Source organism: Shewanella colwelliana ATCC 39565, from assembly GCF_000518705.1.
Classification (GTDB): Bacteria; Pseudomonadota; Gammaproteobacteria; order Enterobacterales; family Shewanellaceae; genus Shewanella; species Shewanella colwelliana.
Genome location: NZ_KI912480.1, coordinates 59,600 through 77,569, shown reverse-complemented (window position 1 = coordinate 77,569; position 17,970 = coordinate 59,600). Strand labels below are relative to the sequence as shown.

At 37.8% G+C, this 17,970-nt stretch carries 15 protein-coding genes; 14 read left to right on the top strand and 1 reads right to left on the bottom strand.

What is annotated here, in order from left to right:
- The first annotated feature begins 109 nt into the window (after nucleotides 1-109).
- From rfaH to L876_RS0118620, 8 genes are all read left to right on the top strand, one after another.
- A complete protein-coding gene (gene rfaH / locus L876_RS0118660; protein ID WP_028765183.1) occupies nucleotides 110-655 on the top strand; it encodes a transcription/translation regulatory transformer protein RfaH in 546 nt (181 codons plus the stop codon).
- Between the two features lie 811 nt (nucleotides 656-1,466).
- Nucleotides 1,467-3,956, top strand: coding sequence for an SLBB domain-containing protein (locus tag L876_RS0118650; RefSeq protein ID WP_028765182.1), 2,490 nt, complete (start codon nucleotides 1,467-1,469; stop codon nucleotides 3,954-3,956).
- 171 nt (nucleotides 3,957-4,127) lie between these two features.
- Nucleotides 4,128-4,502 carry a four helix bundle protein gene (locus L876_RS0118645; RefSeq protein ID WP_028765181.1) on the top strand — a complete coding sequence of 125 codons (375 nt, stop codon included), beginning with the start codon at nucleotides 4,128-4,130 and terminating at the stop codon, nucleotides 4,500-4,502.
- Between the two features lie 99 nt (nucleotides 4,503-4,601).
- Nucleotides 4,602-5,573 (top strand): Wzz/FepE/Etk N-terminal domain-containing protein, encoded by a 972-nt coding sequence (locus tag L876_RS0118640; RefSeq protein ID WP_028765180.1) that lies wholly within the window; start codon nucleotides 4,602-4,604, stop codon nucleotides 5,571-5,573.
- Between the two features lie 372 nt (nucleotides 5,574-5,945).
- A complete protein-coding gene (locus tag L876_RS0118635; RefSeq protein WP_028765179.1) occupies nucleotides 5,946-7,565 on the top strand; it encodes an aldolase catalytic domain-containing protein in 1,620 nt (539 codons plus the stop codon).
- On the top strand, nucleotides 7,549-8,220 hold the full coding sequence (locus L876_RS0118630) for an HAD family hydrolase (protein ID WP_028765178.1): 672 nt from the start codon (nucleotides 7,549-7,551) through the stop codon (nucleotides 8,218-8,220). The genes L876_RS0118635 and L876_RS0118630 overlap by 17 nt, the downstream gene beginning before the upstream one ends.
- 11 nt (nucleotides 8,221-8,231) lie before the next feature.
- The gene (locus L876_RS0118625) at nucleotides 8,232-8,978 is read left to right on the top strand and encodes a 3-deoxy-manno-octulosonate cytidylyltransferase (protein WP_028765177.1); all 747 of its coding nucleotides are present in this window, start codon (nucleotides 8,232-8,234) and stop codon (nucleotides 8,976-8,978) included.
- Nucleotides 8,979-9,034: 56 nt separating this feature from the next.
- Nucleotides 9,035-10,297 carry a flippase gene (locus tag L876_RS0118620; protein ID WP_028765176.1) on the top strand — a complete coding sequence of 421 codons (1,263 nt, stop codon included), beginning with the start codon at nucleotides 9,035-9,037 and terminating at the stop codon, nucleotides 10,295-10,297.
- A gap of 42 nt (nucleotides 10,298-10,339) precedes the next feature.
- Here L876_RS0118620 and L876_RS0118615 read toward each other — a convergent pair whose 3' ends face one another.
- Nucleotides 10,340-10,588, bottom strand: coding sequence for a hypothetical protein (locus L876_RS0118615; RefSeq protein ID WP_028765175.1), 249 nt, complete (start codon nucleotides 10,586-10,588; stop codon nucleotides 10,340-10,342).
- 835 nt (nucleotides 10,589-11,423) lie between these two features.
- Here L876_RS0118615 and L876_RS0118600 point away from each other — a divergent pair.
- From L876_RS0118600 to L876_RS22095, 6 genes are all read left to right on the top strand, one after another.
- The gene (locus L876_RS0118600) at nucleotides 11,424-12,821 is read left to right on the top strand and encodes a hypothetical protein (protein WP_028765173.1); all 1,398 of its coding nucleotides are present in this window, start codon (nucleotides 11,424-11,426) and stop codon (nucleotides 12,819-12,821) included.
- A gap of 37 nt (nucleotides 12,822-12,858) precedes the next feature.
- A complete protein-coding gene (locus L876_RS0118595; protein WP_028765172.1) occupies nucleotides 12,859-13,893 on the top strand; it encodes a polysaccharide biosynthesis protein in 1,035 nt (344 codons plus the stop codon).
- Nucleotides 13,894-15,012 (top strand): UDP-2-acetamido-2,6-beta-L-arabino-hexul-4-ose reductase, encoded by a 1,119-nt coding sequence (gene wbjC, locus L876_RS0118590; protein ID WP_028765171.1) that lies wholly within the window; start codon nucleotides 13,894-13,896, stop codon nucleotides 15,010-15,012.
- A gap of 11 nt (nucleotides 15,013-15,023) precedes the next feature.
- Complete coding sequence (wecB, locus tag L876_RS0118585) at nucleotides 15,024-16,154, top strand: non-hydrolyzing UDP-N-acetylglucosamine 2-epimerase (protein WP_028765170.1); 1,131 nt, start codon at nucleotides 15,024-15,026, stop codon at nucleotides 16,152-16,154.
- Nucleotides 16,155-16,221: 67 nt separating this feature from the next.
- Complete coding sequence (locus L876_RS0118580; protein WP_211237674.1) at nucleotides 16,222-17,373, top strand: glycosyltransferase family 4 protein; 1,152 nt, start codon at nucleotides 16,222-16,224, stop codon at nucleotides 17,371-17,373.
- Nucleotides 17,363-17,968, top strand: a complete 606-nt coding sequence (locus L876_RS22095) for a GNAT family N-acetyltransferase (RefSeq protein WP_051413193.1) — start codon at nucleotides 17,363-17,365, stop codon at nucleotides 17,966-17,968. Before L876_RS0118580 ends, L876_RS22095 begins: the two co-directional genes overlap by 11 nt.
- Nucleotides 17,969-17,970 lie beyond the last annotated feature (2 nt).

The window sequence follows — 17,970 nt, the reverse complement described above, 5'->3', positions numbered from 1 at the left end:
GCATTACGTGTTAATCATAGCGTCTTGCAATCTTCACTTTAATAGTGATTGTAAGGCCGTGTGGTTCCTACTAATTATTAACGATTAACACTAGGCGCTAAAGGAAGTTATGAAGTCTTGGTATCTTTTATATTGCAAACCCCGTGGTGAAGCTCGGGCTCAGCAAAATCTTGCACTTCAACAGATAGAAACCTATCTTCCAACGCTACCAGAACAAATTACCAAGGGCGGTAAAACGACCGTTAAGCGTAATCCTCTGTTCCCTTGTTATCTTTTTATCTATTTTGATCCCTTAGAAACCAGTGTCAGTCGTATTCATTCAACTCGTGGCGTCTCGCGCATTATTGGCTGTAAAGAAGAGATGACGGCCATTGATGACAGCATTATTCATGCAATTAAAATGCGTGAACATAAAATGCTGCTCAACTTGAAGCTTTCCGCAGATGAGTTCGTTGATGCTCAAGAAATCGAAGCGATCACAAAAGGTGGTAAAGTGAAATTTATAGAGGGGCCCTTTACCGACTTAGAAGGCATTTTCGAAGAATCAAGCGGTGATAAACGTTGCCATATTTTGTTTGAAATTATGGGGCAGCAAAAACGAGTCTCAGTACCAAGAAGTAGCATTAAATCAATTCAAGACACAGAAATTAAATAATGTTGTGAGTGGGGCTGCTTACTGATCTTAAGCGGTTGAGCTTAAGCGACTAAGTTGCATAGAAAGTGAGTCAGTCGTAATACATAGTCGTAAGTCAAAGACGTAAGGCTTTGTAAGATATTTGCCATAGTGCATCATTTTCTATAGAGAACAAGCGTTCTCTAAATGTTGATTTACTGATATTTACTATTTGAGTAATTTGATGAATATTTGCTCTATATTATTGTTATTTTTGATAATTTGTTAATTTTTCGTGTTCAGTTTGATGGGGTGGTGAATAACTTGAGTGTTACTGCTAGTAAAGTAAACCATGTGATTATGTGGCAAATGTCACCAAAAGTTTACTCAATGGTGTTTTGCGTTTGAATGGTGCATAAATGAGCAGTATTTGTAATTTACTTCCATTACAATGTGCCGCTGCTATTTTGCGCATGACATAATGCAAAGGTTCGCATATACGGTTTGCCTAAAAGACTTAACTCAGTTCTCCGCTAGTTCTGAGCACTGAGTTAAGTTTTTTCAGAAGTTTAAAATTAGAATTTTCGCATCGCGAAGGGCAATTTAGGAGCCGCAACCTATGGGCGGTAGCGTGTCTAAAGGGTGATAAAACCGCTCGGTTCAAGGCCGTTTGCCAGCTCTTTGCTAAGAGGGACTACATCCTGCTAGAGGTCAAGCTGAAGAAGCCTCTTTTATTCCTGCTGTGGTTTTACCGTAAGAGTGATGTTCAGTCGATGAATTTACCAGCGCTCCGTATTTAGTAAGCGAAGCGTTAATCCCAGCTGTTAGTTTAATTTTTCAACGGAGATAACCGGTGTTACAACAAACCAAAAAAGTCATAATAACGGCAGTTGCAGCCCTGTTTTTGATGGGGACACAAGCGCAAGCTATTACTCCATCGCCTCAGATGATTGAGCAATTTAAACAGTTGCCTAAATCAGAACAAGAGCGCTTGGCGCGACAGTATGGTGTCGATCCTTCAATGATATCGACTGGATTGGGACAGAATAGTGCGCCTTTAGAAAACCCCGAAGTTGTGACGCCGCGAAAGATTGAAAATAAGGTTGTTGATCAGTCAGAAGATGATGAAGTCGTTCAATCAACTAAGTCCGAGGCAAAAGTCGAATCATTAGAAGAGAAAAAAATCAGCGAATTAAAGCGATTCGGCTATGATCTTTTTGCGGGAAGCCCAACAACGTTCGCTCCTGTGTCAGATGTACCTGTTCCATCAGAGTATATGGTTGGTCCGGGTGATACCTTAAACATCGACTTATATGGCAAAGAAAGTGAAAGCTATACGTTGACGATTGGTAGAGATGGGACAATACAGTTTCCTAATGTTGGCCCAATCTCGTTAGTGGGTATGTCATTTTCTGATGTCCGATCTTTTTTGACTGAAAAAATTGAATTGTCGATGATTGGCCAAAGCGCCAACATAACCATGGGTGAACTCCGCTCTATTCGTATTTTTGTAGCTGGTGACGCATACCAACCTGGTTCCTATACTGTTTCAAGTTTATCTACTATCACTCAAGCCCTGTTTGTTTCTGGCGGTGTAAATGAAATTGGCTCGTTAAGAAACATTCAGCTAAAAAGAGCAGGTAAAACTGTTGCTACATTTGATGTCTATGACCTGCTGCTTAGGGGCGATGCCTCTAGCGACCGTCGTTTACAGTCTGGTGATGTTGTTTTTATTCCTACTACAGGCGCCACAATCAGTGTCTTTGGTGAAGTTAAGCGTCCTGCAATATATGAACTCAAATCCAATGAGACGATGGCTGACGTCATCGCTATGGCGAGTGGGCTAAACCCAGGTGCTTACCCTAAAGCCAGTGTTGTCGAGCGTTACAATGACAAAGCTGTAAAGACCGTTATTAATGTGGATTTAACAGAAAAGCGCGGCTTACAGACAAAGGCGAAGAATGGCGACTTACTTAATGTTAAATCAGCATCAACAAGGGTTGATAATGCAGTAACCCTAGCAGGAGCTGTTATTAGACCAGGTAAATATCAATATACTCACAAGGCCAGAGTAGCTGACTTATTACCTTCAGTTTGGGGTAATTTAACTATAGCGGCAGACTTAGATTACGCTTTATTAGTGAGAGAGCTGAATCAGCGAGGCGATATCGAGGTCTACCAATTCTCATTGGGGAAAGCAATCAGCGATCCTAGTTCAACCGATAATCTTCTATTAAAGCCTAGAGATACGGTTTTAGTGTTTGATTACGCAGATCGTCAAACCCTATTAGGGCCAGTCATTGAGAAGTTAAAGACACAAAGTCGCTTTGGTACTGCAGCAAAGTTAGTCGATATTAACGGAAATGTTAGGTTTCCAGGCAAATACCCGCTTTCTGTAAATGCGAATGTAAAAGAGCTACTGATAGCCGCGGGTGGTTTGCAAGAGGGCGCTTATACTCTAGCCGCCGAGTTGACTCGCCAAAATATAGATGACAAAAAAGGCGTGACGATTGAGCACGTTCAATTAAGCTTAGACCGCGTTATGCAAAATGATACTTCCTCAAACTTGGTATTGCAGAGCCGTGATGTTTTAACGGTAAGAACATTACCCGATTGGCAAGAAACTAGGTGGGTAACCCTTAAAGGTGAGGTTAAGTTCCCTGGTACATATTCAATCCAACGTGGCGAGTCTATAAAAGATGTTATCGCACGTGCTGGCGGTTACACTGACGATGCAGCATTGAAGTCGGCGGTATTCCTTCGTGACTCAGTTAAACAAAAAGAGCAACAAGAACTCGCTAAGCTATCTGATGAGTTGCGTCGTGAAATTGCTGCAAAAGCATTAACTAAAGATACGCCTACAGTGGGTTATGCCGATGCGCAGTTAATGCTTAATGAGCTTGATAATGTAAAGGTTATGGGACGATTAGTTATTGACCTAAACGCGCTAAACTTGGGCGTTGAAGAAGCAAATTTAGACCTTGAAGATAAAGATGTCTTGTATATTCCAGCACAAAACCAAGTAGTGTCTGTCATGGGGCAAGTGCAGCACCCAAGTTCTCACCGCTACAAGCCTGGTACTACCTTAGAGCAGTATCTTGCTATGTCTGGTGGCACACGAAAACGAGCCGATGAAGATCGTACTTATATCTTAAAAGCCGATGGTTCTGTTGTTATGCCAACCTCTTCAGCTTGGTTTACCTCGACAACGCCGCTTGAGCCCGGCGACACCGTTATCGTCCCACTTGATACCGAATACAAAGACAGCCTAACTCTATGGACACAGGTCACTGGTATCATCTACAACACCGCAGTCGCCATCTCCGCTATATCGGGACTCTAGCGCGGAGCGCTAGATAGACGCAGCTAGGACGTGACTTCGTCACTGCGAGAGCGCTTCGCTTCTAGATCATAAAAGCAGAATCTTTGGCTGCACTGTTGGCTGCAATATAGCAAGCCCAAGGCCGCTCTAGCCGCGTTGCGTCCTAGACTCTGCTTTAATCAAGGATTGATTATGCGATTTGAAAAGCTAGATGTATGGAAGAGAGCCTCACGTTTATCTTGTCAAATATATAAAGAGACAGAAGCAATACAAAACTGGGGCTTTAAAGACCAAATAACCCGCTCAGGCCTTTCGGTACCTTCAAACATAGCTGAGGGCGAGGAGCGAGAAACAGCTAAAGAGAAAATGCGATTTTTGTATTACGCCAAAGGTTCATTAGGGGAGTTGGTTACTCAGTTATATATCGGAATAGAGATCGGTTATCTGAGTAAACAATCTTCAATGGAAATGATAAAAGAAGCCAAAGAGATTGCAAAAATCATAGGTGCTCTAATTAGAAATAAGGAATCACAGATAAAAGAAGATAACGCTGATTACAAAATTTGATTAATTTAACTTAGCGGTTGGCTACTTTGACTTTCCGCTTGTATAGCAGCGTAGCGCTCTAGCCGCGAAGCGTCCTAGAATCTAGAATCTGAAGACTATATGAACAAACAAATACAACAAAATTACCCCGACGCCCAATTCGTCAACCCCCAAATAACGAGCGACGACGAAATTGATCTGCGTGAGCTCTTCGCGGTCATCTGGCAAGGTAAATGGTTAATCATCGCCATCACAGCCCTATTCGCTATTGGTTCTGTGGTTTTTGCCATCATGCAGCCTAACATCTATAAGTCTGAAGCGCTGTTAGCCCCCGCGAGTGAAGAACAAAGCGGAGGCTTAAGTGCGCTTGCTTCTCAATTTGGCGGCTTAGCCAGTATGGCTGGCATTAACTTAGGTGGTGGCGGTGGGGTAGATAAAACCCAAATGGCCATAGAAGTGATGAAATCACGTCAGTTCGCCAGTGATTTTATTCAAAAACATCAACTTCTGCCTGATTTAATGGCGGCAGAAAAATGGAACATGGCTGAAAATACCGTCATCTACGATGCAGATCTTTATGACGTGTCAGCCAATAAATGGGTACGCGAAGTAGAAGCGCCATTTAAACCTAAGCCATCAATGCAAGAGGCCTATAAAGAGTTCAGTAAGATTGTGAGTGTAAACTCAGCAAAAGATACTGGCATGGTGACGGTTGCTGTTGAGCATTTGTCGCCATCGGTCGCTCAACAATGGGTCAACTGGCTAGTTGAAGATATTAATAAAGTTATGAAAGAGCGTGATGTTGCCGAAGCAAATCGAAGCAGTGAGTTTTTAAATAAACAAATCGCACTCACTAACGTCGCGGATATACGCTCAATTCTTTATAAACTTATTGAAGAGCAAGCGAAAACGATTATGTTTGCCGAAGTTCGTGATGAATATGTATTTAAGACAATCGATCCTGCTTTGGTAACTGAAGAAAAGGACAAGCCCAAACGAGTGCTAATCTTCATTTTGGGAACCATATTGGGCGGCATGTTTGGTGTCATGGTAATGTTGATTAGATACTTTTTAAGGCAACAAAAAAATTGAGTTTTTTTGTCGAGCTATTAATCTAATTGTGACCAAAATTAGATTAATAGTAATACAGCATAAAAGTTTAACAACGACTCTGTCATTCGATGACGATATAAGAGTTTGCAGGAAAAGTAAAACTGGAAATATAAACACCGATAAATACTAGTGATAGAAATTGATGGGAAAATCATTAGATGAATACACTTTGTTGATATGTGTTTAGCGTCACTCTTTATGAACATAAAATAAAGTAGCATCGAATTCTACTTTTTTAATAATGACACATTTTTATATTTTATTTTTATTAAATATTACTGAATTAATATTATGTATTATAAATGTTGTTGATTTGTAATGCTGGCTATTTAAGTTGGAAGGAACTTTTTTATGTATGACTGTAGCATTCTTGATTGTACGTTACGCGATGGTGGTTACTATAATAATTGGGATTTTTGTCCCGATGTAATACAAGCTTATTTAACAGCAATGGCTCGAGCTAAAATTGATTATGTTGAACTAGGATTAAGAAATTTTCCAAAGTCAGGATTTGACGGTCCATTTGCTTATACAACTGAAATATTTATTAAAAGTCTCAATTTGCCGGAAGGACCTAAGTACGGTGTCATGGTTGATGCGAAAACGATACTTGAAGCATCGATGTCAATAGAAGATGCTGTTGATGCACTGTTTATTGATGCTGTCCAAAGTCCAATTAAGTTAGTTCGCGTAGCGGCGCATTTTCACGAAGTTGAGCACTCTGGTGCAATTATCAATGCATTGAAAACAAAAGGTTATATGGTTGGTTTCAATCTTATGCAAGCCGGCGGTAAGCCTGACGACGTTATAGCAGATAAAGCTAAAATAGCTGCAGAATGGGAAGACCTTGATTGCCTTTACTTTGCCGATTCTTTAGGGAATATGGACGGCGAGGAGGTTGCTCGAATTGTTAAAGCACTTCGAACCCAATGGCAAGGTAAGATAGGTATACATACTCATAATAATATGGGAAAAGCTCTTGATAACACGTTAAAAGCGCAAAGCCTAGGAGTGAGTTGGCTAGACGTAACTGTTACCGGAATGGGGCGAGGTGCAGGTAATGCACAAACAGAAAGTTTGCTTGCCGTGATAGATAAAATATCTGATAAATATGATCCTTCAGCTGTTTATGAGTTAGTTATTCGATATTTTGAACGAATGCAAAAAGAATATGGTTGGGGTAGTAGCTTGCTGTATTTTCTGGGTGCACAGAATGATGTACATCCTACTTATATACAAAATCTCGTATCCAATAAACATTATGGTACTGATGAAATGGTGGGAGCTATCAACTATTTAAGTCAACTAGAAGGTACAACTTCCTATAATGGTGATGTGATGGAATCTGCATTGTCATTCGATACTTCAACCAAGAAAGTGTCTGGTAGCGATATGCTTTTCGGTAAATTTGAAGGTTGCGAAGTTCTTATTGTGGGTAATGGTCCAAGTCTAGGCCGTTATTTACCTGCCATAGAAAGTTATATTAATGAGCGACAGCCCATTGTTATCGCCATCAATGCGGTTAAGGACTTATCACCAGAGTTTGTGAACTATTATTGTGTATCACACAACAGTAAGTATTTATCCGAGCATAATGTGTATAAGAGTTTGCAGCGCCCTATCATAATGCCTGCACATAGGTTTACAGATGAAGAGCTTAATAATGTTTCGAACGAATTTTTTGATTATGGTCTAAATGTAGTGCCTGGTCAGTTCGTGGTTAATCAAAATTACTGCACGGTACCTTATGATTTAACGGCTGCTTATGCACTGGCTATAGCGCTTAATGGCCAAGCTTTAAAGATATCTTTAGTTGGCGTTGATGGTTACGAACGAGGTGATATAAGACAATCGGAGATGATAGATTTATTAGCTAACTATAAATCATTAGCTCCTGAAACATCAATTACAGCATTAACTCCTACTAGTTACTCATTACAACAAGGCTCTATATATGCACCCAATTTATAATTACGATCTCTATATATTTGATTGTGATGGGGTGATATTAAATTCAAATAAACTTAAAATTCAGGCAATGAAGGAAGCGCTTAAAGCGCTTTCTTTCGATTCCAAGTTAATTACGCAGTGTGTTGAATATTTTGCAAATAACTTTGGGAAGTCACGATTTCATCATATCAGTCATTTTTTAGATAACATCCTTAATGTTGAAGAGATAAAAAAACAAGATATAAATGAAAAATTATTGTCAAATTTTTCTAAACAATGCCAAAGCCTATATTTAACAGCTGAATTGTCGCCCAAATTTTTAGACTTTATAGTTTCGTTACCCGGTAAAAAATTTGTAGCAAGTGGTTCTGAGCAAAATGAATTGCGGCAAGTATTTAAACATCGTGGTCTCGATAAATACTTTATTGAGGTTTTCGGTTCTCCAGTGGCTAAGTCTACATTAATTAGTAATATAATTGCGGATGAAAAAAATATTACAGCAGTTATGATTGGAGATGCAGTCTCTGACTTCGAGGCCAGCCAATTGAACCATATCGATTTTTACTGCTATATACCTTATTCTAATGTAAGCGACCAGATGCTTTCACTATCTGAAAAGCACGGTTTTCAAATCTTATATCAGTGGCCAATAGAAAAAAATAACAGAACGATTTAGGAATTTATTACATGAGATATGCCGTTGTCATTCCAGCACGTTATCAATCAAGCCGTTTCCCCGGTAAGCCGTTAGTTGATCTTAACGGTACTCCAATGATTCAGCGTGTTTGGGAACGGTGTTGTATTGCTGTAGGGAAAGAACGAGTTTATATTGCTACAGAAAACAAGCTAATTTATGATTTCTGTAAAGGGTTTACTGATAATGTGTTAATGACAAGTGATAATTGTAAGACGGGCACCGACCGAGTATATGAGGCCTGTCAACAAATCGACGATATTGATTTTGTCGTAAATGTTCAGGGTGACGAACCATTAATTAGTCCCAAAGAAATTGCAACAATTGTTGATGAGTATATTGAAAATCCGGGTAAAATTATAAATGGTATGGCGCGTATTACTTCCGACGAAGAATATCGTAGCCTAACTATTCCTAAAGTCGTTTTCAGAAGCGATGGTCGCTTATTATACATGAGTCGAGCAGCAATACCCGGAAATAAAACTGGAGATTTCGTAAGAGGATGGAAACAAATATGTATTTATGCGTTTCCAGTAGACGTATTGACAGCATTTGTATCCGTTAAAGATAAATCCTTATTCGAGAATGAAGAGGATATAGAAATTTTACGTTTTTTGGAATTGGGATACGACGTAAAGATGAAGGAAGTATTGGGGAAAAGTGTTGCTGTAGATACAGAGGCTGATGCGGATAAGGTTAGAGCCCTTTTGGAATTTAATCCACAATTCAATTTAGAATAAAAATACGTTTTTCGAAACATTATTTTACTGCTAACTTCAAAGGAATGGCATAAAGATTGGATTATATTAAATATTTCAAAAACACGTTTTGGATATTCTTTGAACAATTAATTAAGTTGTTGTCATTGTTTGTTATAAATATTTTTATTGCGCGTTACTTAGGTCCGGATAAATTTGGTTTACTTTCATTTTGCGTTGGCATTATCGCGGTATTATTAACGCTTTCTCGACTTGGCATGGAATCTGTTTTAGTCAGAGAACTAATTGAAAATTCTAACTCTGCAGCAGCATATGTTCAAACTGCTTTTTCGCTAGTTTTTGTAGCTGGCGGGTTGTGTATTGTCAGTTTATATTTTTTATTGCATTTACTTAATGTAGATGAACAAACGTTTAATTACCTTATCGTACTTTCATTTAGTTTATTGCCTCAGGCATTTTTAGTTTTAGATTATCACTTTCAATCTCAAGTCAGAGCTAAATTTTCTTCGTTGGCGAAATCTTTAGCGTTAGTTATTTCTGCAATAATTAAGGTCTACTTGATTTATATTCAAGCCAACATATTTTATGTAATTTGTGCGATGTTAATTGAGTCATGTTTAATTGCATTTTTTTTATTATATGTATACAACTGCTTTCAACAAACAAAATTTTCACTTGGATTTGATAGAAGTGTCGCCATAAAGTTATTAAAAAGTTGCTTTCCAATGCTATTAGCTGCGCTAACGACAGTGCTCTATATGCGAACAGATCAATTGATGATCAAATGGTTGGTTGGTGATTTTGATTTAGGCATCTATTCAGCTGTGTCTCGGATATATGAGATGTGGGTAATGGTTACTGTTGTATTATGCTCGGCATTATTACCTGCAATCGTTAGGTTGAAAGAAAATTCTGAGTACGTCTATGAAGAAAAAATGGTTTTGCTTTTTAGAATTATTATAGCTTTGAGTTTTCTCATGTCATTGTTCTCATTGTTTTTTGCGAGAGATATAGTAACGATTGTTTTTGGTGAAGACTACTTAAAGGGGGTATTTGTATTTCAGATATTAATGTGGTCGTCTATGTTCGCTGCAATGGGATCGTTGACGATGAGGTTTCTTACCGTAGAAAAGCTGGAAAGAAAGGTTGCTTTAAGATCATTCTTTGCATTAACTGTTAATGTATGCCTTAACTTTTTACTAATACCTTTATACGGAATAAATGGTGCGGCTATTTCTACACTTATCTCATTGATTTTAGCAAATTATGTTATCGATTTCTTTGATAAGGATTTAAAAAAATTGCTGTTAATCAAAAATAGAGCAATTTTATTCCAATAAATGCCTCGTATATAATAAAATAGGTATCAATTTGAATCTACGTCAGATGAAAGTTTCAGCCTTTATCCCAATTTTTTTACTTTTCTTTAATTTTGTCTTTGGTGTAGCTGCTGAATTGTATGATGGCTTCCAATTAGTCATTAGAATATCAGCCTTGTTATTTTGCGTTTCATACGCATTCATATCAAATGTAAAGGGAAAAGTTGAAGGGTATGTTTTATTTTTATTTTTTTGCTTGTATTTAATATCTGTCTTTGTTTTTAACTTTTCTTTAATAACATTAAATTTCATTTATTTATCCGTGATAATTTTTTATTTTAAGTCTGTGAAGTTGAGTCTAGAACTACTCATATCTAATGCGTTTTATGTGACAGTTATTGTATTGGGCCTGTTCTGTATATCAATTATATTGGGGATTGTAACACCTAGTTCAACTGAAATTGGTGGGCGTCTAAGATACAGTTTTGGTTTTTCTAATGCGAATAAAGTTGGTATTGTCGCCTACTCACTATATGTCCTTGTTTGGCTGAATTACTTTTTTAATAATAAAAACTTAAAATCGGTTGTTTTTTTTAGTATAGTGTCATTTTCAATGGCATACTTTAGTGATTCAAGAACATCTTTATATAGCATAGTCATATTTTCTTTTTTGTGTGTTTTTGCCCTTCCAAAAATAATAAGAAGGTTTATGTTTATCCTGCCTTTATTATTCCTTTTGGTCTCTTTCTATATATCAACTTTAAGTAACGAATTTTCTGTTAATTTACTTCTAAGTAATCGACCTGTAGATTTTAATAATTTCATGAAAAATTTGGAATTTATAAATTACATAACTGGAGCAAGTTCAGAAGGGGATCGTGTCGATAACTCCTATATACTAGCTTATTTTTCAGTTGGCCCACTATTGTTTCTATTGTTCCTTTTTAGGTGTTTTCAATTTTCAAATTATGAACATCATAAATCAGTCTGGGCATTTTTTGTGTCTTTACTTCTTTATGCTATTTTTGAAGCTTTACTTGTACGGGTTGAGTTTCCTTTGGTTCTTATTTTTTATTATATGATATTTTTTTCTAATAAGACAAAATGCTAGTAATGAATTTAGTCTGTGTTGAAGGTGGATTTAGGTATGGTCATTAGAGTACGTAATGGGAAAGTCTTGCTAAGTAATGGTAGCGAGGTTAATTTGGATTCCAGTGACTCTGACAGGTTTTTTAAAAAATTAAATAGTTTTTCTAAAGAAATTGATTTTAAGTCTGATTATATAAATGAAATGTTTATTTATTTTTATTTGAAACTCCTTGAGTTTGAATTTAAAATTGTTTCAGTTAGAACTAGCGAGATCAATTTTAAAGGTGAATTAAGTTCTTGGGTTTGTATTTTGTCCGCGATTAATTGCAGAGTAAAAATCGGACGTGTTCGTTTTTATTTCTACACATTGAGTATTGTTAACTTCTTTGTTTCATTAGTTGTAATATTTTTTCTGTGTTTTTTAATGCCTTGGCTAGTTTGTTTCAAACGAAAAAAAAATGTCACAGAGAAAAGAATGGGGTTCAGTATTATTCGATCACCGGCTAGCATTTCAAAGCTGGAGTTTTTGCTAGATTCTAATGTTGTCTTTTACTCTGATGATTTTTTTGGGCCTAATTATGGTTTTTCTAGTATGTATTCAGAGGTGTCAATGATCGAAAGAGTTTTTTCTATTTTTTACGTACCTTTGTTAGTTTTTTTGGATTGTTTTAAGTTGCTTTTAGATACAATTAAAATATTTGGTTGGTCATCTCTGGGTTACATTTTTAGATATTACTCCGTTAAGATAGTGCATAAAAATATTTATAAGTATCATCTGGATTGCATTATGAGAAAAGAGTGTAATAAATTTTATTATACTTCTCATAAAGAAGATAGGTTTGCAGTTGTTGACATTGATTTGTGTGGACGAAACAATGTTCGGTCAATTTGCATACCCCATGGCGTAGAATATGGGTTTTATGTCCCTACAGGTTTGCCTGGTGATACGTTTTACTGTACATCCCAAAAGGCTGCGGATGATTTGAATTTACTGTATAATGAATCAAAATTCATTTTTGACAGTGATATTGCGTTAAAGATGTTTTCGCAGAAAACTAAGCCTAAATCAATGCGATTACCCAAAAAAATCATATTTTTCACTGAGGCTTTAGGTGTGGATATCAATATGAAAATTATTGATACATTATTAAAGTCTGGCCTACCTTTCAGTTTAAAATTACACCCTAAAGATGTTCGTGAAAACTATCAGCATTATGGGAGTGACATTACCTTTGTTACTGATTTTGGGGATGCGATAAGTGGTAATATTTGTTTAGCTCGAAAATCAACTGTTCTTATTGAAGCAATTTATAATGAGTCTATTGCCATTGCTGTTTTGTTCGATGCGCGTGATCAGTTTTATGTAGAGAATTTTTTACCTTCACTTTCTGATCCTCAAATACACTCCATTAGAAATGAGAGCGAATTGATTCAGCTGCTTCAAGATAATTTTTAGTTTTATTTTTAATTGATATTAATTGAGGAATATTGTTTTGTTTAAAAATAAGGTTCTACTTATAACCGGTGGTACAGGTTCTTTTGGTAATGCGGTCTTAAATCGTTTCCTTGATTCAGATATCGCTGAAATCCGTATTTTCTCCCGTGATGAGAAAAAGCAAGATGATATGCGCAAAAGATTCAACTCTGACAAGTTGAAGTTTTATATTGGTGACGTTCGTGATTATCAAAGTGTTTCAAATGCTATGCGTGGTGTCGATTATATTTTTCATGCAGCAGCACTGAAACAGGTTCCATCTTGTGAGTTTTACCCTCTAGAGGCTGTTAAAACCAATGTGATTGGTACTGAAAACGTGCTTGAAGCAGCGATTAATCATGGTGTTAATAAAGTTGTTTGTTTAAGTACAGATAAAGCCGTTTACCCTATTAATGCAATGGGGATATCTAAGGTTATGATGGAGAAAGTGATAGTCGCTAAATCTCGTAATGTTCCTGACGGTATGACTATTTGCACAACACGTTACGGTAATGTAATGGCTTCTCGTGGCAGTGTTATACCACTATTTTGTCGTCAAATTATTGAAGGCAAAGCATTAACCGTTACAGACCCAAATATGACTCGTTTTATGATGACGCTCGACGACGCAGTCGATCTAGTGTTGCACGCGTTTGAGCATGGCAAGAATGGTGATATCTTTGTGCAAAAAGCACCTGGTGCCACCATCGATGTACTTACCAAGGCCATTTTTAACATAATGGGTAAGCCTGGGCATACAGTAAACGTTATTGGTACACGTCATGGTGAAAAATTATTCGAAGCGCTTTGTAGCAGAGAAGAAATGTTTGTAGCCGAAGACCAAGGCGATTATTTTCGCGTTCCTGCTGATAACCGTGATTTAAATTATGCTCAATTTACAGAAGAAGGTGAACAAGACCTCTCTAAAGTCGAAGACTATAATTCCCATAATACACAGGGTCTTGATGTAGAAGGTATGGAAAAACTGCTGCTTAAACTTGATTTTATGAGAGAGATAAAAGCGGGCAATTTAGTGGTTCCAGAGGGCGTATAAATGAATATTGTTGTAACGGGAGCAAATGGTTTTATTGGCAAGAATTTACGAGTCTTTTTAGAAGAAGCAGGTTTTGACTCTATAATCACTATTACCAGCGCTGATAGTAAAGACGATATTTTATCAAAAGTTGCCACTGCAGACTTTATTTATCATTTAGCTGGCATAAATCGTCCTGTTAATGAAGATGATTTTAAAACTGGTAATACAGATTTGACTGCATTAATAGTCAATCATCTGATTAAATTAGATAAAAAAACTCCTGTTGTTTTAACTTCTTCTATACAAGCTGAACGAGATAATCCCTATGGTGTCAGTAAAGCTGCTGCCGAGGAGGTTGTTAATTCATATCAAAAGCTTACAGGTGCTCCGGTTTACATATACAGATTACCTAATGTTTTTGGTAAATGGTGTAAGCCTAATTACAATTCTGCAATTGCTACATTTTGTCATAATACGGTTAATGATTTACCCATAAACATTCACGATGCTAACGCTCAACTTTCTCTTGTTTATATTGATGATGTTTGCGAAGCGTTTATTAGCTTAATGCCAAATGATGATTCCGTGCTGCAAGACGTAGGCTATAAAGACATATCACCCGTTTACCAAACTACTGTTGGTGCGGTCGTCGATTTACTGCAAAAATTTAAAGTAAGTAGGGACTCCTTAGTAACGGAGGAGGTTGGTGTTGGGTTTACTCGGGCTTTGTATTCAACTTACTTAAGTTACTTTCACCCAGAACACTTTGCCTATACTGTGCCTGGTTATACTGATCCCCGTGGTACTTTTGTGGAAATGTTGAAGACTCCCTCTGCTGGGCAGTTTTCATTTTTTACCGCGCACCCAGGAATTACTCGTGGTGGACATTATCATCATACTAAAAATGAAAAGTTCCTTGTGATAAAAGGTAAAGCTTGTTACCGATTTAAACATATTAGTACTGACGAGCAGTATGAGCTCATTACAGATGCGAGTGACTATAAGATTGTAGAAACAGTTCCAGGTTGGACGCATGATATTACGAATATTGGCGAAGATGAGCTTATTGTAATGTTGTGGGCAAATGAAATTTTTGATCGAAATAAACCCGATACTATAGCGAGACCCTTAGTATGACCCAGAATACAATAGCTAAAATGAAAGTAATGACTGTCGTCGGAACCCGTCCTGAAATTATTCGTTTATCACGGGTTATTGCTAAGTTGGACGAACACTGTGAACATATTTTAGTTCACACTGGGCAAAACTATGACTTTGAGCTAAATGAAGTTTTCTTTAATGATCTTGGTGTTCGAAAGCCAGATTATTTCCTAAACGCAGCAGGTAAAAATGCAGCAGAAACCATTGGCCAAGTGATTATCAAAGTTGATGAAGTGCTTGAGCAAGTACAGCCAGAAGCAATGCTTGTACTAGGTGATACTAACTCATGTATTTCAGCCTTGCCTGCAAAGCGTCGTAAAGTACCAATCTTCCATATGGAAGCGGGCAACCGTTGTTTTGATCAGCGTGTTCCTGAAGAGACAAACCGCCGTATTGTTGATCACACTTCTGATATCAACCTAACATACAGCACCATCGCTCGTGACTACCTTCTTGCAGAAGGCTTACCTGCTGATCGCGTGATCAAGACGGGCAGTCCTATGTTTGAAGTTCTGAATCATTATATGGATCAGGTTGACGCTTCGGATGTTCTTCAAAGACTGGAACTAAACCAACGCGAATACTTTTTAGTGAGCTTGCATCGTGAAGAGAATGTGGACTCTCCGAAGCAGTTGGCGAAGTTAGCTGAAACGCTGAACATGGTCGCGGAAAGCTATGACTTACCACTTATAGTTTCTACTCATCCACGTACGAGAAATCGTATTGAGGCGCAAGGGCTAGAGTTTCATAAGAATATCCAGCTACTTAAGCCAATGGGCTTCCATGATTACAACCATCTTCAAAAGAACGCAAAAGCGGTTCTTTCTGATAGCGGCACCATCAATGAAGAGTCTTCAATCATGAACTTCCCTGCGCTGAACATGCGAGAAGCACATGAAAGACCTGAAGGTATGGAAGAAGCGTCAGTAATGATGGTTGGTCTAGCTGTTGAGCGCGTAATGCAAGGTTTGAAAGTGCTGGAAAGCCAGCCGTCAGGCGAAACTCGTTTACTACGTCAAGTAGAAGATTACAGCATGCCAAATGTGTCTGATAAGGTGGTACGTATTATTCACTCTTATACAGACTATGTTAAACGGGTCGTTTGGAAAGAATACTAATCCAATGAAAGTTCTATTCATTAGTCAGTTGTATGACCCAGAGTATTCCATTAAGGGTCACGCTTTAATGAAACACTGGGTTGACCAAGGCCATGAAGTAGAAGTCATTACGACTTTCCCTAACTACCCGGTGGGGAAAGTGTATGACGGATATAAAGTAAAGCTAGTCGACAAGAGTTACGAAGACCAAGTTAAAATCACACGGGTTTGGTCTCATATCTCCCACTCCAAATCAAAGTTATCTAGGGCGTGGAGTTACATTAGTTTTACGTTGATGGCATTGCTATTTGCGTTGAAGTCAAAAAATGTTTCGGTGGTTTATACCTATCATCCTCAATCTACGACGGGGTTGATTGGTATGTTAATGGCGTTATTCAAACGCGTTCCATACATTACCGATGTACAAGATTTGTGGCCTGACTCATTGGCGGCGACGGGGCTTGGCAGCAATAAATTCGTGACCTCCTTAATTGGTGGTTGGTGTCGCTTAGTTTATAAATGTTCCAGTCAAATTGTCGTTTTATCTGAAGGTTTTAAGAAGACTCTTATTGAGCGAGGGGTCAAGGAAGATAAAATTGATGTGGTGTATAACTGGTGTCCAGAAGAAGCCTTGATTTCTTCGGCTTTGGAACAGTCGACGTACAATGTGACTTCCAACCCAACCGTAAAACTGGCGTATGCGGGTAACTTGGGCGCAGCGCAAGACTTAAAGTCAGTGGTTCAAGCGATGGGGTTGCTGAGTGATGTTGATGTTCATCTATCTCTTATAGGTGGTGGTGTTGAAAGGGAAACTCTTGAGAAAGAAGTGAAGGACTTAAAGCTTAAGAATGTCGATTTCTTAGGGTATGTCCCTCCTAAAGATCTTTTTTCAGAGCTGGTTAATTGTGATGCATTACTAGTTCACCTTCGAGATGAACCTCTGTTCAAAATCACAATACCATCGAAAACCCAGTCTTACACTGCATTAGCCAAGCCAATCATTATGGCTGTATCAGGTGAAACCCAAGATATCATTCGCGAAGGTGAATGTGGTTATTACCCGACGCCAAGTAATCCAGAGTCTATAGCTGATGCGATCAGAGAATTATCAAATGGTCGTGAAGATTGGGCGTCGTTAGGGAGCAATTCTAGGAAGACTTATTTAAGTAAGTTTTCTTTGGAGAGTGGTTATCGTTTACTAGATTCAGTTTTGAAAAAGGCAGTATCACATGGAAGTTAGAAACGCGACGTATAATGATGTTGAGCGCATTGTAGAGATCCATATCAATGCGTTTGAGGGCTTTTTTTTGACTTTCTTAGGGCCTAAATTCTTACTTCTCCTATATACAGGTTTCATTGATAAAGGTTTACTAAGAGTCGTCGTTGTCGACACTAAAGTAATTGGTTTTTCTGCTGGCACAGAACAGCCAGACGTCTTTTTTTCAAATTTAAGAAAAGAAAAATGGCTGTCATTTCTCTTAGCCGCTGCGCCAGGTTTAATCAAAAAACCATCTTTAGTCATCAAAAAGCTATATGGTGCGATCTTCTACAAAGGTGACTCTGTCGAAAGACTTAACAATAGCTTTTTGCTAAGTAGTTTAGCGGTTGACCCTTATTCAGAAGGCAAAGGTATCGGTAAGTTTCTAGTCAATGATTTGAACGAACTACTATCTGAGAAGAGAACTTCTGAGACTGTTTATCTAATTACAGACAAGAATGAAAATGGCTCTGTGTTGGGCTTTTATTATAAATGTGGATTCTCAATTGAGTCAGAGTTTAAGCAGTCTGGTCAACGAGAAATGTTAAGATTAATTAAATCAATTGAGGTCGTTTGAAG